The 18,640-nt window shown below is 62.7% G+C and carries 15 protein-coding genes; 6 read left to right on the top strand and 9 right to left on the bottom strand.

The window, feature by feature from the left end:
• Window positions 1-118 precede the first annotated feature (118 nt).
• Window positions 119-754: a Crp/Fnr family transcriptional regulator gene (locus AC1PLU_RS19455; protein ID WP_481107004.1), complete on the bottom strand. Its 636-nt coding sequence runs from the start codon at window positions 752-754 to the stop codon at window positions 119-121.
• Between the two features lie 90 nt (window positions 755-844).
• Between AC1PLU_RS19455 and AC1PLU_RS19450 the strand changes: the two genes are divergently transcribed.
• Window positions 845-1,528, top strand: a complete 684-nt coding sequence (locus AC1PLU_RS19450; protein WP_481107003.1) for a hypothetical protein — start codon at window positions 845-847, stop codon at window positions 1,526-1,528.
• Window positions 1,529-1,900: 372 nt separating this feature from the next.
• Here the strand turns inward: AC1PLU_RS19450 and AC1PLU_RS19445 are convergent, their stop codons facing one another.
• Window positions 1,901-3,346, bottom strand: a complete 1,446-nt coding sequence (locus AC1PLU_RS19445) for a hypothetical protein (protein ID WP_481107002.1) — start codon at window positions 3,344-3,346, stop codon at window positions 1,901-1,903.
• A 19-nt stretch (window positions 3,347-3,365) separates the two neighbouring features.
• Here AC1PLU_RS19445 and AC1PLU_RS19440 point away from each other — a divergent pair, with 19 nt between their 5' ends.
• The 3 genes from AC1PLU_RS19440 to AC1PLU_RS19430 all read left to right on the top strand — a co-directional run bounded on the left by AC1PLU_RS19440 (window position 3,366) and on the right by AC1PLU_RS19430 (window position 6,770).
• Window positions 3,366-3,536, top strand: a complete 171-nt coding sequence (locus tag AC1PLU_RS19440; RefSeq protein ID WP_481107001.1) for a hypothetical protein — start codon at window positions 3,366-3,368, stop codon at window positions 3,534-3,536.
• A gap of 1,373 nt (window positions 3,537-4,909) precedes the next feature.
• Window positions 4,910-5,383 carry a hypothetical protein gene (locus tag AC1PLU_RS19435; RefSeq protein WP_481093590.1) on the top strand — a complete coding sequence of 158 codons (474 nt, stop codon included), beginning with the start codon at window positions 4,910-4,912 and terminating at the stop codon, window positions 5,381-5,383.
• A 229-nt stretch (window positions 5,384-5,612) separates the two neighbouring features.
• The gene (locus tag AC1PLU_RS19430; RefSeq protein ID WP_481107000.1) at window positions 5,613-6,770 is read left to right on the top strand and encodes a hypothetical protein; all 1,158 of its coding nucleotides are present in this window, start codon (window positions 5,613-5,615) and stop codon (window positions 6,768-6,770) included.
• A 135-nt stretch (window positions 6,771-6,905) separates the two neighbouring features.
• Here the strand turns inward: AC1PLU_RS19430 and AC1PLU_RS19425 are convergent, their stop codons facing one another.
• The 6 genes from AC1PLU_RS19425 to AC1PLU_RS19400 form a co-directional block, all read right to left on the bottom strand.
• Window positions 6,906-8,771 carry an XVIPCD domain-containing protein gene (locus AC1PLU_RS19425; RefSeq protein ID WP_481093588.1) on the bottom strand — a complete coding sequence of 622 codons (1,866 nt, stop codon included), beginning with the start codon at window positions 8,769-8,771 and terminating at the stop codon, window positions 6,906-6,908.
• A gap of 106 nt (window positions 8,772-8,877) precedes the next feature.
• Window positions 8,878-9,636 (bottom strand): hypothetical protein, encoded by a 759-nt coding sequence (locus AC1PLU_RS19420; protein ID WP_104550615.1) that lies wholly within the window; start codon window positions 9,634-9,636, stop codon window positions 8,878-8,880.
• Between the two features lie 346 nt (window positions 9,637-9,982).
• The gene (gene gloA / locus AC1PLU_RS19415) at window positions 9,983-10,507 is read right to left on the bottom strand and encodes a lactoylglutathione lyase (RefSeq protein WP_481093587.1); all 525 of its coding nucleotides are present in this window, start codon (window positions 10,505-10,507) and stop codon (window positions 9,983-9,985) included.
• 233 nt (window positions 10,508-10,740) lie between these two features.
• On the bottom strand, window positions 10,741-11,820 hold the full coding sequence (locus AC1PLU_RS19410; protein WP_481093632.1) for a copper resistance protein B: 1,080 nt from the start codon (window positions 11,818-11,820) through the stop codon (window positions 10,741-10,743).
• Window positions 11,821-12,038: 218 nt separating this feature from the next.
• On the bottom strand, window positions 12,039-13,874 hold the full coding sequence (locus AC1PLU_RS19405; protein ID WP_481093631.1) for a copper resistance system multicopper oxidase: 1,836 nt from the start codon (window positions 13,872-13,874) through the stop codon (window positions 12,039-12,041).
• 82 nt (window positions 13,875-13,956) lie between these two features.
• On the bottom strand, window positions 13,957-14,358 hold the full coding sequence (locus AC1PLU_RS19400) for a CopL family metal-binding regulatory protein (protein WP_268212814.1): 402 nt from the start codon (window positions 14,356-14,358) through the stop codon (window positions 13,957-13,959).
• 133 nt (window positions 14,359-14,491) lie between these two features.
• Here AC1PLU_RS19400 and AC1PLU_RS19395 point away from each other — a divergent pair, with 133 nt between their 5' ends.
• Window positions 14,492-15,595: a PLP-dependent cysteine synthase family protein gene (locus AC1PLU_RS19395; protein WP_115039700.1), complete on the top strand. Its 1,104-nt coding sequence runs from the start codon at window positions 14,492-14,494 to the stop codon at window positions 15,593-15,595.
• Window positions 15,596-15,710: 115 nt separating this feature from the next.
• Entirely contained in the window at window positions 15,711-17,735 is a 2,025-nt protein-coding gene (locus AC1PLU_RS19390) for a M3 family metallopeptidase (RefSeq protein ID WP_481093586.1), read from the top strand.
• Between the two features lie 181 nt (window positions 17,736-17,916).
• Here the strand turns inward: AC1PLU_RS19390 and AC1PLU_RS19385 are convergent, their stop codons facing one another.
• Window positions 17,917-18,372, bottom strand: a complete 456-nt coding sequence (locus tag AC1PLU_RS19385) for a GIY-YIG nuclease family protein (RefSeq protein ID WP_481093585.1) — start codon at window positions 18,370-18,372, stop codon at window positions 17,917-17,919.
• Window positions 18,373-18,640: the final 268 nt, after the last annotated feature.

Here is an 18,640-nt window from a genome sequence, read left to right as displayed (position 1 = left end):
TTGCGTTTTTACAGCGCGACGCTTGCAACTCCTGCTGGTCTGCCATCCACAGAATCGGATCGCGCATGCTGGTTCCGCTGTGGGGCGCTTGGCCTGATCATCCAGGCGCCAAGGGGCGCTAGTCGCGCTCTAGCTCCCCTGCGAGGATCGATGCCAGGGCGTCCATGTTCAGCACATTGACTTTCCCGTAGCCAACGTCGATCAAGCCTTGGGCTTTCCATGCTTTCAAGAGCCGGTTCACGGTAGGACGGGAGACGCCCAGCCTGTCGGCCAGCGCACTCTGTGGCATGCGGACGTTGTGTTGGGCAGTGAGAAGCTGAGCCGCCAGCCGGCGTTCGAGCGAACGTGCCTGGTTGGCTTCAATCCAGTCCAAGGTCTGGCGATAGCGTGAGCACACCAGGCGGGTGATGGCCAGGAGCGCCGCCGGGTTGGATGCAATCACACGGTTGAAGGCGGCAGTCGAGACGACGGCGATCTTGCTACGTCCGTGGGCCACAGCGCTGAACGCCCGTGCCCGCTCATCCAGCAGCGGAACTTCCCCGAACCACTGGCCTGGTCCAAGGACCAGCGACAGCCTCTCGCTGAGCTGGATCGGCTCCAGCGAGACCCGGACCGAGCCGCTGAGAATGCCGAACATGCAGGCAGGGGAGGAGCCCAGCTCAAAGATGCGCTGCCCCGCAACACACGTTCGAACCGAAGCCTGGGAGAGAAAAATCTCTGCAATCTCTGGACTCAGGGTGCCATCGTCGGGCATAGCACGGGACCGTGGTCGAACTGCTCTGATTTTACAGTCTGGAGGGTTCAACGGGGGCACCATGCAGGCCTAATCTTTGGAGCACCAGCCATGTATGTGGGTCACTTTGCGATCGGACTAGCCTTGAAAGCCCGCTTTCCGAGCATCCCGACGCTTCCGCTACTGCTGGGCGTGGGCTTTCTCGACATCCTGGACGGTATTTTCATCATGCTTGGCTGGGACATCGTAACGCCCAACCTTGCTGCAGGCCCCTATCTGTTCTTCGACCTGACATTCATCGACTGGGATCATTCGCTCTTGGCGGCGGTCGTTTGGTCCTTGGTCTGGGCTGGCCTCTTCTGCAAAGACAGGCGCGTTGCAGTTCTGGCGTTCATCGCGTCTTTCTCTCACTTCCTTGCCGACTGGCCAATGCACAACAATGACCTGGCACTGTTGCCGCATTCCCAAACCCACTTTGGTCTGGGACTGTGGGGACGGCTTGGCACCGCCTCTTGGGTGATCGAAGGACTCTTTGTTGTTGTGCTGGCCGCTTACGCCTGGAATTCGGCGCGCAAGCGTGGGGTGAACTGGACTTTGTCGCTTGTCGTCTTGACGATCGCGTTCTTCAATCTTTCTCCGTGGCTGTCTCCGATGAAGCACATCGCCGTGCTAGACGAGCCGGCGGTACATATGCTCCACGGCTTGCTTGTAACGATGGGATTCCTGCTGCCCGGTGCATTGCTCACGTGGCTCGTGAATCGTGAAGAGCGAAAGGCACTGGTCTTGCGTACCTGATGACGTGCCCTGCAGTGGCAGTTCCGAAGGCGTGCACGTGATCCGCACCCCGCGCCACGCCGGCGTGCTGTCGCCGGTGATCCACACCATTCCGGTGCAACTGTTGGCGTAATTACACCGCGTTGGCGCGCGGCACCGATGTGGACAAGCTGCGCAACTTGGCCAAGTCGGTGACGGTGGAGTAGGAACGGCTGATAAAGCGCTGCGCTCACTGCGAGATGGGCGCCTTCGACGCGGATTCATGCCGAAGAGCGTTCACCAGATGGTGTTATCCAGAGCCGCGTCCTCGGCGTAACGCGCCTGTTGTGCGGGCTGAGCAATAGGCCAGTACGCTGCGACACGATGGGCGCAGCGTACCGGTACCCGCGTCAGCTACGGCACGATCAGATTTCCATTTCCCGGGCGGGGCTCATTCATGATGACCGGCGACGTTTGCCCGCTTGCCGTGCGGTTGCCGCGGATCAATGCGTCCTTGACGTTTTCGTTTTGAATGCGGACCTCCGGGGTGATGTTGTTCTCGATCAGCGAGTTCTTCACCCGATCCCAAAGGCCCACGCTTCCAGTTGCGCCTGCGGCAAAGCGGTTATTGCGGATGATGCCGGTGCTGGTGACGGCATCGGTGTACCAGGCATTTTCCCGCTTGCCTTCGCTGATCATGAGATTGCTCCCCTGCAGGTTTAATACTGCCGTCTGGCCGCCGATCGAGGACGGGTTGGCAACCGCATCTGCAGTAATTTCATTATTGAGCATCTGCGAATGCCAGCCTGCCAGTAGCGAGTTGGCATCGGTATAAAACCCGGTGGGCTGCACGATTCCAGCACCAAAGCGATGCAGCCGGTTGTATGCATGGATGACGTCGGCGGATGGAAAGAAGTTGGTGATCGGGCCGGCGCCACCATGGTCGTTATTGACGAACAACATCCGCCCGTTGGTGGTCACGATGGTGACGATGGAGCTCTGATCGGGCGGGATGTCCCATGCACGGTCCAGGTTCACGCGGTTACCCAGCGGCGATGTATTGCCCATCAGGTAACGCATCTGGCCGGCACCCTTGCCGGACACGATCATCACCGAGTTGCCATCGGGATCGCACAGATACGGAACGTCTTTTGCATTGTTGGCCAACGTCAGCGTCGTCCCCGAACTGGCAGCGACCTTGCCAAGATAGTTGCCGATGCCCTCGTCCAGCGTCAGCTGCCAGGTTTGCTGCGCATCCTGTGGATACTGGCTGGCATTGTCTGCGTAGTACACATCACGACCGGGCGCAGCGAAACCCAGTTCCGAGGGCGTTTGATGGTAGGGCGCACCGGCGGACAGATGCCGGTTGTGCGTGATGAGCGCGTTTTGCACATCATGATTGAACGTCAGTGCCAGCTCATGCCAACGCAGTGTGTTGTTTTGCACGGTGGCGCCGTAGACGTGTTTATCCATGGTGATCGGCTTGCTGGCAGTGATGTCGTTTCCGCTGATCTGCAGGTTGGAGATATTGCTTGCCTGGATGCCGGTCGTCAGCGGCCCGTTGGCCGTGCGATCGGTTTGCCTGCCGAGGGTGAGCCGGATATCGCGCACGAAGGGGACCGAGCGCAGATCCGTCAGCGGCATATGCTCGAACACGATGCCGGTTCCTTCGCGCATGGCGGGCGCTTCGATGGCCAGGTCGCGTATGCCAAACAGGTTGGTGGCCCAGTTGATCTGCTGATCGCACTTGGGTTGACGTGGCGGCGTGTAAAAGATGCCGTTGCCCTTGAACAACGTGGTGTTATTGGCAATCGGAAAGGACAGCACCGTGGCGTCCTTGCCCGCGCCCGCGATCACCACGTGGTTAGGAATCGTCTGATTGAATCCTTGTGCGTATTGCTGCGACAAGGTGTATCTGCCGGCGGGAATCGACACCACACCGCCGTTGGCCGCGCAGGCGAATGCGGCGGCAAAACTCGCATCGTCCGGTGCGCCGTTGCCGATCGCCGGGGCCACCCTGCACTGGATGTTCGGCCAGTTGGTCGGATAGGCAATGCTGACGGTGGTGATGGTGCGACGTGGGGCGGTGCGATCTGCGCCGACGCCGAAATTCTGATAGCGGCTCCATGCGCTGGGACCGCCGGAACCATTGTGCAAATACAGCTCGTAGTCGCCTTCGGGCATGTCGGCCGGAATGGCGAAGCTCTGTGCGTACATGCCTTCTTTGGGATTCGATTCGTCGGCGATCACGATACGCTGCACGGTGCCATTCTTGACCAGCGCAAGCCGCACCGGCTGGCTCGATGCCGACATCCTGCCCAAGGCGGTGCCGAACACATTGAGCCTGCCACGCGGCGATGCACCGCCGCCGACATTGCCCTGCACGAACCAGATATCCGGCGCATTCACCAGCGTCGTTGCCCCCCGCACCGCTGCCGGTGACGATCTGATACGCATAGACGCCGCGCGCACTATCGGGAAGCTGAAACTTGAGCGATTGCTCGGTGGCCTGCGTCGGTGTCACGCTGCTCCAGCCGCTATTGGTGCTGTCTGTCGCCTCCAACGGACTACCCACCGCGCCATCGTCGAGCCGCGTGAGGCGCACCGTGGCGCTGGGGTCGATGTTGCCACCGCTGACTACCACCGTCTCGTTGCGGTCGACCGGTTGCGATGCCCAGAACGTCATCGCCGTGCCGGCGGGCACCTCTGTCGGACCTGGATACGCCGCGGACGCAGGACCGATCGCGGTGGTTTTGCTGTTGCTTGCAGGTGTGCGCGTCTCCGGCGCGCTGCCAGGCCGTGCAAAGGCGTGGCCATCGCTGCTGGACAGCCACAGCGTGGATGCCAGGAATAGTGAAACGACTGACGTTTTTACACCCATCTCGGATGACTCCTGTTGCGGAAGCACAAGACTTCCGGGAATTGCGGGAGCGCGCCAAACCACTGCGCATTGATCCCGCTGGGAAGTTCTGCGACCGCCGATGCAGCACGGCAAGGGCTGGGCGTCATGCATGTGCATCGCGCCTCCGCGACCGCAGAACCTGGATGTCCAGCGGCATCGGGCGCGCCGGGCAGCGGCCATCCTAGAGAGGCGCACGCGTTTGAATGCGAACATGGATCACACAGTCGCGTTCGTTTGATGCCAATGTCTCGCTGCGCGAGCCAGGTCACTTTTTCGGACAAGTCGTGCTGTTGCGCGCTTTCGTCGACATGCCGAGGCATCGACACAGTGAGGTGTCTCGGATCCACCCGGCCGTTGCGATGGACATGCGGCTTCGATGCCGCTGGCATGTGGCCACGCACCATGCCGCCATCTGCGCTCGTCGGCACGGGTTGCATTAGCGCTCGACACCCGGCACTGCCAACCGTTTGGCCCGGAATATGCTTCTGTCTTGGCGAGGGTCCCACCACGCAGGAGGACGTATGCACGAGTCTTTCAAACAGGGCGCGCCGGCCGAGTTGTGGCAGGCGTTGGTACGTGAGGCAGGGCAGCGCATCGCGCGGCCGCTGGACGAATCGCGCGAGCATTATCTGGTGTTCGTGTTGCTGCGCTTCCAGCGCGATGCGCATCTGCTTTCGCGCACGCAGGCATTGGCGTGGTTGCATGCGCAGGAACAGATGGGCAGTGTGCGTGCCGATCTGCTACGCGATGTGGGCGATGGCTGTCTGCTGATTGCCGGGCTGTTTCCCGGCGTGGCGCAACGTCGCCGGCTCAGCGTGGACTACTTCATCGACCTGGGGCGCGGCGCCTATTCCGATGTGGCCGACACGCGTTGCAGCGATGCCAGCCTGTTCGCGCAATTGGCCCACAGCTATCGCGAGTTGGTCCACACGCTTGCCGCACTGCGCCCGCCGCGCGAGTGGCAGCGCAGTACTGGCGGACTGTTGCATGCATAGATAACCGCCACTTCCGGGGCGGTCCCTACAGATGTGGGGACCGCCCCGACTGCCAAGTGCGCGTGATGCGCCCACACTATGTTCGCAACTGAGCGTTCAAGCCGACTGCGGATCGTTGTCTGATGGACCGAGCACTGTGCTATTGGCCGCTGTCCGCGCGGTCTGACAGTGTCTTGTCGCATTGCGTGGGGGACACGCAATGCGACGCCATTTCCAGTGGAAGGAATCTATGAAAGCATTGATTGCGGTGGCGATCTCGGCACTGAGCGGCGTTGCGATGGCTGGCGATGTTCCGCCCGGTTATGCGGGTGTGGGCGGGATGACCTTGCAAGAAATCGACCCGGCCATCTACGCCTACCACTACGACCACGGGTTTGTGGGCGAAGACGCGATGGGGTGGGATCCTGCGCTGCAGTTCGCTTGGTCGCGCATCGCCGCGGCCAAGGTCTGCGGCCAGCAGCCGGTCGAGCAGGAGGCCATTGTTGCCAAACTGGTGGCGCAGTACGGCCAGGATGCGGTCGTGCATCAGATCAACGGCATCGAATTTCATGAAGTACAGATGCGTGCTTCCAGCGCGTTCTGTACGGCTGCGCGTGTTGCCGAAGCCATCGCGGTCGTCCCTGCATTTGCGGGCGGGGATTTTTCAACCGCAACCGCCTATGCGGTTGCTGCTGAGGCAGGGACGGTAGTGGTGGTGGCAGAAGATCTGCCTGCGACCATCGCCGGTGGGGATGCAGCGGCTGCGCTATCGCTTTCTGCGGACTGGGCCCTGCTGCTGCCATTACAGGCGCGCATGGTCGTCAGCTCCAATGGTCAGCCGGCCGGTGATGAGATGTTGCACGTGATCCGTCGTAGTCATACCGGCGCGGTCATCGCTGGGCAGGTTGTTGGAAATGTGATGGCTGCTGCGATCTTCGGCAGGGTTGGTGGATTCACCTTTGACAAACGCCAGTTGAAAGGTGAGTCGATAGAAAATATCGGCAACCCTGGGTGCGCGATACAGCGCGAGGCAATCAACGCGCAGTTGAAGCGCTATTTCACCGCAAAGCCCGGCGCAATGCCGATTGATTCGTTTCCATTGCAGGTGCTCATGTCCGAATGGCGGCTGGTCTACCAGAGCCTGAGCGACGATAAATCCCCGTACGAACTACGCTACCAAGTCAGCATCGGTGGTGAGTCAAGCGGGTTCCTGAAGCGCAAAGCCAGTCCGTATAGCTTGGGTTGCCAGCCCACTCCTCGCACTGCGTCGATCGAGGAATGGGAAGCCAACGATTACGCATTGGTCAAAGCCGCTGCGCAAGCCTATAGCGACGAGTGTGCGGCGAAATTAGCCGAGCGTTTGCCGCAGTGGTTCCCCGACAGGGAAGCTGTTGCGGCATCCAATTGAATTGTCAGATCGTTCGACGCCGGATATCCAGCGCCTGATGTGATCTGACAAAAAATCACGGTAAATACATCACTAAGAACAGAAGGGGCACTGATCTATCGATCAGTGCCCCTTCTGTTCTGGATTGCAGATCTATCAAACTACGCTGCGCGGCTGGTTGCGTTGCTGCTCGTGCTGATCTTGAACCTGCGGCTGCGGCGCTTCCTGTCGCACAGCATTGCTGCTTTGCTCCAACGGACGTTCTGCAGCTACCGCCTTGTCCGTGTAGATCCGCTGGTGTGCCGGGTCATGTGGCTGACCCTGTACGGCAAACAACCCGTTGCCATCCTTGCTTTGCGCCACCATGTCGATGCGCTGCAGGCCGCTGACCTTTGCTTCGAAGGTCATGTGGCCGGCAGCGTTCACCAGCTGCTGCCGGTTGGCGAATGCGTTCGGACCCAGCTGTTCCAGCTTGCTGACGGCCTGGTTGAACAGCGGGTGGTCGGGGTTGGTTTTCTCCGAAAGCAGCGGCGTTTTTTCTGCCTGCTTCAGTGCAGTGAGCGTGTCGCGGCCAACCACGCCATCGTCCTGCAGCCCGTGTGCACGCTGGAATGCCTTGACCGCGTCACTCGTCCGTTGGCCATATGCGCCGTCGGCCTTGAGTTCATTGCCGCCAGCGTCCTTGTAGCCCAGCTGTTGCAACGTCTGCTGCAAGGCATGAACTTCGGTGCCACGTGCATTTTCGCGCAGGACACCCGGCGCATCAGCGGCGGCGCGTGCCTGGCTGGGTGTGTGCTCTGTGGCTGCGTGGGACTGCTGCTTGTCCTGGCTGCGGTCCTGCAGCAGGTCGCGCGCCTCAGACAGCGGGTCGCTGGCGTAAAGCTTGACCCCCTTGGCGTGCTTGCGCTCAAGGTAAGAATCCAACGAGCTGAGTTCGACACCCTCGCCACCACGCGATTGGCTGATCTTGAGTTCGCCATCCTTGGGGTCGCGCACCACCATGGTGATGTGGTCGATGCCCTTGTAGCGCCCCTTGTCCCAGCTCTGGGGACCATTGTCCTCACCAATGATCATGCCCTCTTTGAGGGTCTGGGCAGTGACGTCTTTGCCTTGGATCAGCACACCAGAGCGCTGCTCGGCCTTGCGCAGCAGTTCGGATGCACTGTCGAAACCAGGGCTGAACTTTTCGTCCTTGGTGAAGACAGCCTTGCCGGCGCCCTTGTTGATCTCATCCATGGTCGCGTTCTGCATCTCGACCACCCAGCCAGAGCAATCGACCTTGCCTTTGTCCGGATCTTTCGCGCCCAGGCCGTACTTGACGTGGTCGTATTTGTTGGTGAGGTCATAGGCGGCGTGGAGCGCGATGCCCTGCGCTGCAGCCTTCTCCGGCTGGGCAGGCGCGGACTGCGATGGCGCAGCCTGCGACGACGGTGTCTGCTGCGTGGCCGAAATGGGCTCGATGCCTTTTTCAGGGATACGGATACGGTCCATCTTCGTATCCCAGTACTGCACGAACGTCTGCGCCATATCCTTGTCGGACATACTGCGGAACGTCGCCGAATCGACACCCGTCAGTGACTTCAGCTCTTTCTCGCCGACATTGTTGATGATGTTGGCGCGTGTGCTTTCCAGACCAAAAGATCCCGTGGCGATCGCAGTCTGAAGAGAGCGGTAGCCACCGGCGCCCTGCTGATGGGCCAAGTACATGTCCAGGCCGTCCGGCGCAGGTTTGCCCGAGAGGTAAGGCCGGCCATCGCGTTCGTGCCGGTCAACCAGACTCGTCCTGTTATCCAGATACAACCGCGCGGCTGCGTCGGTGTTGACCACAGCGTCCAACTCGCGCCCAGCGATGCCGTATTGCGCGGCAGTCGGGGGAGTGAACTGAAAGAGCCCCTTCGCGCCACCGGCTCCGCGGCTGGCCAACTCGTCGAAGGCACCGCCAGTCTCTACGTGGGCAAAACGCAGGAAGTCGTCACGCGGAATATTCCGCTCGGTCGCTTCACGTTCGATGATGTCGAGCACTTGGGCTCGTGAGTAATTCGTCGGCATCGCTCAAGGTCCTTGATTGAGTGCTGCAGCCACGCGGCTGCAGCGGTACGCCGCCCGAACCAATTCCTTTGGTCCTGTATTAAGGGGTCGGCAAGTACGATTTCTGGGCCGCATCGTAGCGGTATTCAAGCGTTTCGTCACCCCCGCTGGTCGGCGGGTCTGCAGAAACGCTCACCCGCAGCGCGGGCAGGCCGGGCTGCTTAACGAACGCAAGCGTGCTGCTGTTCTTGACGCAGGCAATCTTCCCGGGCGCATCCTCGCCACAATTTGCACTGTTGTCCTGCCCCGCCGGGATATTGCCGATATAGGTCCAATGCTTGTCGTTGACGTCATCGGTTTCCTTCGGGTTGAACACGAATGCATCGTAGGAAAGGATCCGTACGCCCGACTGCAGGCTCCATGTGGGCACGGCCAGGACCAGCCGGCCGTCGTCAGTGACAACGTTCTCTGCCTTGCGCGTCGTGTCGACGGTGTTGCCTTGTTCCATTCCGCCGAATTCGCCGATGTACGGCTCTGCGCCAAGAAGCTTCCAGGGCGATTTACTCCCCGGTTCGCTGGTCACAAAGGTGGCGTGGGCCAAGGTCACCTTGGTACCCGGCGCAGCAGAGTGATTCTCACGCTCGGCGCCATAGAGCTCGGGCGTTTCCCAGGCAAAGCCGGTGTAATAACGCGTACCACCGAGTTCGAACTGGAAGCCATACCAGTAATTGATCCAGCTGCCATTGGCGACCTCGTAAGACGTCGCGCCGTCGCCGTCCACGTTGCTGATGAAATACAGCACGCTGTCCGGACGGGGCGGCTGGATCTGTTGGGTTGAACCCTGGGTTGCATCCTGCATGGGAGAAGCGTCCTTGTCTGAAGGTTTAGTGGCAGTACTGGCCGTGGGGGTTGGCGTCTTCGAAGCCGCGGCATCCGGTGGCTCCGGTTTGCAGGCGGCGAGCAGCGCTAACGCAAGGATCAGTGGGATCTTCCTGGCGAGCATCAATGTGCATCCATTGCGGAGGGCGGCGAAAGTCTACTCCAGCCCGGCGATGTGTCCAGTCGTCACGCCGCACCTGGCGGTGCCGGCTTCCTGCTGGGCGTAGAGCCTCCGGGCAGGGGACGGGAGGCGTTTTCACGTCCGCATCCCCGTTGTTGCCTTACCCATCTGCTGAAACGTCAGAGTTGCCGGGTGGCCCGCGTGCTTAGGCCAGCGGCGTATTGGAGATAATCTCCACCCAATAGCCGTCCGGGTCCTTGATGAAGGCCAGGTGCTTCATGCGGCCATCTTCCAGGCGCTTCTGGTACGGCACGCCGAGGGCGTCGAAGCGGGCGCAGGCGGCGTGGATGTCGGGCACCGAGATGCAGATGTGGCCGAAGCCGCGCGGCTCGCTGTTGCCGTCGTGGTAGACCGGGCCGTCCTGGGTTTCGGTGCCGTGGTTGTGGGTGAGTTCCAGTACGCCGGGAATGCCGGCCATCCACAGACGACGGTCGGTATCTTCTTCGGGGATTGCGGTGCCTTCCGGCAACAAGGCGAGAAAGTACAGGCTGAATTTCGCATCGGCGAAATCGCGTGCATCCAGCAGGCGGAAGCCGAGCACGCGGGTGTAGAAATCCAGCGAACGCCCGGCATCCTTGATGCGCAGCATGGTGTGGTTGAACACGAAGCCGCCGGTGTCGGCAGGTGCGGCGCTGGCGCCGGGAACGTGTTGCAGGTCGGTCAAAGGCATTGCGGTCTCCTCGATGGAATGGGGGAGCAGGTCTGTCTGCGGTGGATGCCGATAGTAGCGAGGCAATGGTTGTCGGTATGTCTGCAATGCGAGAAATCGGTGATCTGGCCGTTATGCTTCTTTCGCTCATCGCGGCTGTTCTTTAGGTGATCGCTGTAAGCAGACTTCCTTGCCCTCTTAGAGGGTGTTGCATGGACCCGAACGATCAGGTCCATGCACGCACAGCTGCCGTCTCAGAACCAGATGCGCAAGCCGGCAACGAAGCGGCTGTCGCGCGCCGGTTCGTCTTCGATCGTGGCGCCTCGGGCGGTATCGCCGAAGCTACGGCTGTGTACCCAGCCGATGTACGGCGCGAAGCGGCGGGTGATTTCGTAGCGCAGCCGTAGGCCGAACTCGGCCTGTTCCAATCCGCTGTCGATGTCGCGCCGGTCATCGTCGGTCAGCGCGATGCTGGCTTCCACGCGTGGTTGCAGGATCAGCCGGTTGGTCAGCAGCACCTCGTACTCGCCTTCCAGTCGCAGTGCGGCACGGCCGCCGCTGCCGATGTAGAGCGTGGCTTCGGTCTCGAACTTGTAGGGTGCCAGTCCCTGCACGCCGAACGCGGCCCAGCTGCGACGCGCGCCCGCGCCGATGTCCTGACGTGCGCCAACCAGTACATCCCACCATGGCGAGATGGCGTGACCGTAGAACGCCTCCAACGATGCGTCCTGCGTGCGCCCGTCCTGCCGCTCGCCTTCGCTGCGCAGCCAGAGCCGGTCGATGTCGCCGCCGATCCAGGCGCGTGCTTCCCAATCCTGACCACTGCCGCGGTTGGTATTGGACGCTTCCAGTCGATCGAGCAACACGTAGTGATTGATGCCTGCCGCGTGCATCGCATGGTGCTGCAGAGGTGCAAATGCCGCAGCAATCTCCTCGGCGGTGGGCTCGGGAATAGGCTCGCGCGGCAGTGCGCTGGTGGTGGGCGATGCCGGCGTTTGGGTCGCCGCTTCGGTGTGCAGCGCGTGCTGCATGTTGGTGTGATCCATCGGCCCATGCTGCGCTGTTCCATGTTGCATCGGGGCGTGTTCCATCGACGCATGGTCCATTGCCCCGTGGTCCATGTCTGCCTGGGGCTGCTGGCTGTGACCCGGTTGTGGATTCGTAGAGGCCTGGTGTGCGGCATGCTTGACGTCGGCGTGCTGCATGCCTGCGTTATGCATCGATGTCGGCGATGCCGAAACGTCGGCTTGCACCGGGCGTTGCGCAGGCGTGCTGTCGGCAGCGTTCGCCGGTGGCGACGCGGCGCTGGTGTGCTGCAGATGCGCGTGATCCATCTGCATGGCATCTGCGGTCTCCTGCGCAGATGGCGGCGATGCCTTTGTCGCGGTGGACGTCTGCGGCTGGGCAGCCGTTGCGTGGTCGGTCATCTGCATTGCATGCGTGCCATCGGCATGCGCGGATGAATCCATCGCCTCAGGCACATGCTCCTGTGCAGTAGCCGATGCGCTCAGCAGCAGTGCGAGCAGCACCACGTCTTGCGTACGAGGCGCGCTCATGCCTCCACCCGCACTTCGCGCATCATGCCCGCTTCCATGTGGTACAGCAGATGGCAATGGTAGGCCCAGCGGCCCAGCGCATCGGCGCGCACGCGGTATGTGCGGCGGGTGCCGGGTGGCATGTCGATGGTGTGCTTGCGTACCTGGAAATTGCCGTCGGCGTCTTCCAGGTCGCTCCACATGCCGTGCAGGTGGATGGGATGCTGCATCATGGTGTCGTTGACCAGCACGATGCGCAGCCGCTCGCCGTACTGCAGCCGCAAGGGCTCTGCCGAAGCAAAGCCGACGCCATCGAACGACCAGGCGAATTTTTCCATATGCCCGGTGAGATGCAGCTCGATCTCGCGCCCGGGCTCGCGTCCATCCGGATCGTCGAACACGCTGTGCAGGTCGGCGTAGCACAGCACGCGGCGGCCGTTGTCGCGCAGGCCAACGCCAGGGTCGTCCAGGCGCGGTGCGGTGGCATTGCTGCGCATGTCGATCAGCGGGTTGCCGTCTTCGCTGGCGGGGTGGTGAGGTACTTTGTTCTGCGCAGTCTGGTTCGCATGCCCATGTATGTGCGTTGCCGGCATCGGCATTGCCATCGCGTGCGCTGCGTGTGGATCGCCCTGCGTCGCATCACCGCCATGCATGGCGTGATCTGCATGCGCCATGCCATCGCCATGTCCCATATCCTGCATGGTCAGGATTGCGCGCGGATCCAGTGCAGGAATCGGCGCCTGCAAGCCATGCCGCACCGCCAGCGTGCCGCAGGCGAATCCGGTGCGACCCATGTCCTGCGCGAACAACGTAAACGCATCCTGGCCGATGGGTTCGACAATCACGTCGAAGGTTTCTGCAGCAGCAATGCGCAGCTCGTCCACGCTCACCGGGTGCACGTACTGGCCATCGGCGGCCACCACGGTCATGCGCAGGCCGGGGATGCGGATATCGAAATAGGTCATCGACGAGCCGTTGATGAAACGCAACAGTACCTTCTCGCCGGGGGTGAACACCCCTGTCCAGTTGCCGGCCGGCGCGACGCCGTTGAGCAGGTAGGTGTAGGTATTGGCGTTGACGTCGGACAGGTCGGTGGGGGTCATGCGCATGCGCCCCCACATGCCGCGATCGGCCAGCGTTGCGCGCATGCCGTCTTCGCGCGCATCGCGCAGGAAATCGCCCACGGTGCGCTGCGCGTAATTGTCGTGGCTGGGCATCTGCTTGAGCCGCCGGAACAGTGCGGCCGGCTCCAGATCGGTCCAGTCCGAGAGCAGCACCACATGCTCGCGATCATGCCGATACGGCGGCGGTGTCAGCGGGTCGATGACGATGGCGCCGTACAAGCCGGCTTGCTCCTGAAACATCGAATGGCTGTGGTACCAGTAAGTGCCGGATTGGCGCAGCGCGAAGCGGTAGTGATATTCCTGGCCCGGCGCGATGCCGTCAAAGCTCATCCCCGGCACGCCATCCATGTTGGCCGGCAGCAACAGGCCGTGCCAATGCACCGAGGTAGGCTGGTCGGGCAGCGCGTTGCGTACGCGCACGCTCACCGTGTCGCCCTCGCGCCAGCGCAGCGTGGGCGCAGGCAGGCTCTGGTTGACGGTGATGGCGGTGCGCGCGCGCCCGGTGAGGTTGACCGGCATGCAGCCGATCTGCAGCGATTGGCTGCTGCCGCGCAGGACCGGCGTGTTCACCGGGTTGGACGCACGCGCATCGCTGCGCCACAGGGCGGTGGTGGCGGCAACACCGCCCAGGGCGATGCCCTGCACGAAGCGGCGTCGGCTCAGGCTGCCGTTGGAGGGTGGATCGAAAGAATTGGGATCGAAAGACATGACATCTCCGCTGCGGCCCACCGAGGAGGGTGGGCGCATCGCATCGCTTAGAAACCCCGCGCAGTAAGCACGCGGGCCCGATGACGGCCAAGGCCGTCAGCGCTCAGGCGATGGGAGGTCGAACCGGTTGCTCGGGCACCGGGCTGCTGCGTCCTTCGGCCAGGTTGGCCGGCAACGCCGAGTGACCGAGCAGGCCTGCGGGCACCGCAGGCAGGGTCAGCAAGGCGAGGCTGCAGTGCTGCAGGCAGTCGCAGCTGCCCAGCTTGCAGCAATCGGCTGCGTGCGCGTGCTTGGCGTTGTCGTGGGTAGGCACGGCGGCAGTCGGCTGCATGTCGGCATGGCAAGGCATTGCGGCCGGCATGGAAGCCTGCGCAGCTGACGCAGCCGGTGCCATCGCACCCGAGGCCATCGCCGGCATCGCCATGCCCACCGACGCCCACGCGCCGGTGGCCGTATTGGCAACCAGGCACAGGCACAGCAGCAGGCGGAGCAGGCAACGCAGCACAGGCGGTCAGGGCAGGCGAACAGGTGCGATGAGCATAGCATCGGCTCCCAGCTGTCCGCCCGATGACCCGCCGGCCGTGGCTGCGCGCCTGGCAGCGGTAGAATTGGGGCTTCCTTCGCCGCACAGTCCTGCCATGTCGCAGCGCCAGTGGGTGGCCGCCGCCATCCAGAAGATCGAAGCCGATTTCAACCGTTCGGCCGACACCCACCTGATTCCGATGGACCTGCCGGGCTATCCGGGCATCGACCTGTATTTCAAGGACGAGTCCAGCCACCCAACCGGCAGCCTCAAGCATCGGCTGGCGCGCTCGTTGTTTCTGTACGCGCTGACCAACGGCTGGCTGCGTGCGGGGCGGCCGGTGATCGAGGCCTCAAGTGGCTCGACTGCGATTTCCGAAGCGTATTTCGCACGCTTGCTGGGTGTGCCCTTCATCGCGGTGATGCCGGCCTCGACCTCGCCCGAAAAGATCGCCGCGATTCAATTCCAGGGCGGCCGCTGCCATCTGGTGGAGCGCGCCTGCGATCTGGACAGCGCCTCGCACCAGCTCGCGCGCGAGACCGGCGGGCACTTCATGGACCAGTTCACCTACGCCGAGCGCGCCACCGACTGGCGCGCCAACAACAACATCGCCGAGTCGATCTTCAAGCAGCTGGCCGACGAACCGCACCCGATTCCCGAGTGGATCGTGTGCAGCCCCGGCACCGGCGGCACCAGCGCCACGTTGGGCCGTTACGTGCGCTACCGGCGCCACGCAACCCGCATCCTGTGCGTGGACCCGGAGGTGTCGGTGTTCTTCGACGGTTATTGTCGCGCGGTGGACGGGCAGTGCCCCAAGGAGCTGGCCATCACCGGCGGCTCGCGCATCGAGGGCATCGGCCGCCCGCGGGTGGAGTCCAGCTTCATCGCCAGCTGCGTGGACATGATGATCAAGGTGCCCGATGCCTTGAGCCTGGCGGCGATGCGCCACGTCAGCGCCACGCTCGGCCGCCGCGTCGGCGGTTCCACCGGCACCAATTTCGTCGGTGTGCTGCAGGCCGCCCAGCGCATGCGCGAGGCAGGCCGCACCGGCTCCATCGTCACCATCCTCTGCGATGCCGGCGAGCGTTATGCGCACAGCTATTACGACCCGGCCTGGTACGTGGCGCACACCATCGACGTCACCGACAGCGATGCGGCCATTGCCATCGCCGTCAGCGGCGGTGACTTGCCCACGTTGCCTTGTGCGGCGCTGGAATGACCGCCATATCCTAGAAGCTGCCATCAACACTGCTGCGCCTCGCGACGTTTTGCTAGCCATTCTTGTTGATTCTTGATCCAGTCACCCGTCATCCAGTCCACCGCCGGAGCGCTCCATGACCAACCCGCTGCTCGACCTGTCAGGACTGCCGTCCTTCGATGCGATCCGCCCCGAACACGTGGGCCCGGCAATCGATCGCCTGCTGGCCGATGCCGAGGCTGCGGTGAAAACGGCCGAGCAGGTCAGCCCGGTCAGCTGGGACAGCTTCGTGGTGCCGCTGGACGACGCCACCGAGCGGCTGTGGCGCGCGTGGGGGCAGGTGGGCCATTTGCAGGCGGTGGTCAATACGCCGGAACTGCGCGAGGCCTACAACAGCAATCTGCCCAAGTTAAGCCGCTTCGGCAGCGCGCTGGCGCAGAACCTGGCGTTGTACGCGCAATACAAGGCGCTCGCGGAATCACCGGAAGCGGCGCACTACGACGCGGCACGTCGCAAGGTGCTGGAAAACGCGCTGCGCGATTTCCGCCTCGGCGGTGCCGAGCTGGATGACGCATCCAAGGCGCGCTTTGCGCAAGTGCAGGAAGAGTTGTCTGCGTTGGCCGCCAAGTTTTCGCAGAACGTGCTCGATGCCACCGATGCATGGTCGTACGTGAGCGAAGACGAAAGCGAGCTGTCCGGCCTGCCGGTCGAAGTGGTCGCCGCCGCGCGCGCTGCTGCCGAAAAAGACGGCGTGCCAGGCTGGAAACTCACCTTGCAGATGCCGTGCTATCTGCCGGTGCAAACCGATGCGGACCATCGCGAACTGCGCGCGCGGTTGTATCGCGCCAACGCCGAGCGCGCCTCCGAATTCGGCGATGCTGCGCTGGACAATAGCGCCAATATCGATCGCATTCTCGCCTTGCGCGCCGAGCTGGCGCAGCTGCTCGGTTTTGCCAGTTATGCGGAGTATTCGGTTGCCACCAAGATGGCGCAAAGCCCGGACGAAGTGATGGGCTTCCTGCGCGATCTGGCAGTGCGCGCCAAGCCGTATGCGCAACGCGACCGTGCCGAGCTCGAAGCCTTTGCGCGCGACGAACTTGGCCTGGACGAACTCCAGGCCTGGGACCTGGCCTACGTCAGCGAAAAGCTCAAGCAGGCGCGCTACAGCTTCTCCGAGCAGGAAGTGAAGCAGTATTTCACCGAGCCGAAAGTGCTGGCCGGCCTGTTCGATGTCATCCACAGCCTGTACGGGCTCACCGTCAAGCCCGATAGCGCGCCGGTCTGGCATGAGGATGTGCGTTTCTATCGGTTGGAAGATGCACAGGGCGAGCTGGTCGGGCAGTTCTATCTGGATCTGTACGCACGCGAAGGCAAGCGCGGCGGGGCGTGGATGGACGATTGCCGCAATCGCCGCGACACCGCCAACGGCGTGCAGACCCCGCTGGTGTATCTGGTGTGCAACTTCGGCCGCGGCAGTGGCGATACGCCGGCCACGTTACGGCATGGCGAAGTCACCACGCTGTTCCATGAAATGGGCCACGGCCTGCACCAGTTGCTCACGCGCATCGGCGAGCTGGGTGTGGCCGGCATCAACGGCGTGGAGTGGGATGCGGTGGAACTGCCGAGCCAGTTCATGGAGAACTTCTGCTGGGAATGGGAGCGCGTGCAGGCGATGACCGCGCATGTGCGCACCGGCGAGCCGTTGCCGCGCAATCTGTTCGATAGGCTGCTGGCCGCACGCAATTTCCAGAGCGGCATGTTCACCGTGCGCCAGCTGGAATTTGCGCTGTTCGACATGCAGCTGCACAGCAGCTTCGACCCGCTGCAGGACAGCGTATTGCAGCTGATCGAGCGTGTGCGCGACGAAGTGGCAGTCAATCGTCCGCCGGCGTGGAATCGTTTCCCGCATCAGTTCAGCCACATCTTCGCCGGCGGTTATGCGGCCGGTTACTACAGCTACAAATGGGCCGAAGTGCTCAGCGCCGATGCCTACGCCGCCTTCGAAGAAGCACCCGATCAGGTTGCCGATACCGGCGCGCGCTTCCGGCACGAAGTCTTGTCGCGTGGCGGCAGTCGTAGTGCGGCCGACAATTTCCGTGCCTTTCGTGGGCGTGCGCCGAGCATCGATGCGCTGTTGCGGCATAACGGCATGGCGGGCTGATCGCAGGCTTTTTTAGTCAGGTCTCCCTGCTTTTCTAAAGCGTCGTCTCCGCTGCAGTGCAACGCATTCGGAAGCGACGCTTCGGCGAGCGCAAAAAGCTGATCGAAGCAGTGCACTGGACATCGTGTGTCCTTGAGTTCGAGCGCGTCCCATCGTGCTGCAGGACCCGGCACCCGCTCGCTCAGGTGCCTTCTCCATCCTCAGGATTCTGCAAGTCGCGGCACTGGGCATGGCGTTCGCCCACCTGCGCCAGTGCGCCAGGAAATCCCAAGGCGTAGGCATCCAGTTCGATCCAGGCAGGGTTGAGCGTCTCCACCAACTGCCGCCGCCAGGCATGCGGCCAGGCGCGAAGTTGCGTGGCGCGGGCCTGGGCAGCTGCCAGATCGGTGCAGGCCTCGAACCACACCAGCAGCAGCGGCATCACGCGCTCCCTGGGCAAGCTGGCTTCCTGCTGCACGATGATACGCCGGCGCGTGTCGCTGATTGCGCCCAGACCACTTGCCACGTCGATGTAAAACGCCTCCCGCCGCGCATGCGCCAGCAGGTAAACCACCGATGGGCCATGAAACAAGCTATCCCAGTCGGCATGCTCAAGCGCCGCGAATTCCGATCTCACCGGAGAGCGCGTGTCAGCCATCTTCGCTACCTCCATCTTCGCCATGCACCATGGGCCAACCCGAGCGCGACCATTGCGATGTTGGCATAGTGCAATTGCAGGCTAGCAAAGACGCGGCGATCTCGCTCGATACGTATTGGGATGCGCATTAGCGCGGCCGTGTCTGGGCCGATCAGAGTGCGTGTGCCTACTGGCGCAAGTATCGGCCCGGCATGCCGCCGACTGCTTGCCGATGCGTGCCGTGCAGATGCCGAACAGGTCACTCGCTCCTGTTCGGCTTCCGTCACGC

The sequence above is a fragment of the Xanthomonas sp. NCPPB 2933 genome (genome assembly GCF_056725225.1).
The sequence above is the reverse complement of the archived record's forward strand: the minus strand, read 5'-3'. Positions and strand labels throughout refer to the sequence as shown.

Bases quoted from the DNA above. Each gene is read 5' to 3' on its own strand.
- AC1PLU_RS19455 (WP_481107004.1), bottom strand. From the start codon at position 754: ATGCCCGACGATGGCACCCTGAGTCCAGAGATTGCAGAGATTTTTCTC.
- AC1PLU_RS19450 (WP_481107003.1), top strand. From the start codon at position 845: ATGTATGTGGGTCACTTTGCGATCGGACTAGCCTTGAAAGCCCGCTTT.
- AC1PLU_RS19435 (WP_481093590.1), top strand. From the start codon at position 4,910: ATGCACGAGTCTTTCAAACAGGGCGCGCCGGCCGAGTTGTGGCAGGCG.
- AC1PLU_RS19430 (WP_481107000.1), top strand. From the start codon at position 5,613: ATGAAAGCATTGATTGCGGTGGCGATCTCGGCACTGAGCGGCGTTGCG.
- AC1PLU_RS19420 (WP_104550615.1), bottom strand. From the start codon at position 9,636: ATGCAGGATGCAACCCAGGGTTCAACCCAACAGATCCAGCCGCCCCGT.
- gloA (WP_481093587.1), bottom strand. From the start codon at position 10,507: ATGCCTTTGACCGACCTGCAACACGTTCCCGGCGCCAGCGCCGCACCT.
- AC1PLU_RS19410 (WP_481093632.1), bottom strand. From the start codon at position 11,820: ATGGATCACGCGCATCTGCAGCACACCAGCGCCGCGTCGCCACCGGCG.
- AC1PLU_RS19395 (WP_115039700.1), top strand. From the start codon at position 14,492: ATGTCGCAGCGCCAGTGGGTGGCCGCCGCCATCCAGAAGATCGAAGCC.
- AC1PLU_RS19390 (WP_481093586.1), top strand. From the start codon at position 15,711: ATGACCAACCCGCTGCTCGACCTGTCAGGACTGCCGTCCTTCGATGCG.
- AC1PLU_RS19385 (WP_481093585.1), bottom strand. From the start codon at position 18,372: ATGGCTGACACGCGCTCTCCGGTGAGATCGGAATTCGCGGCGCTTGAG.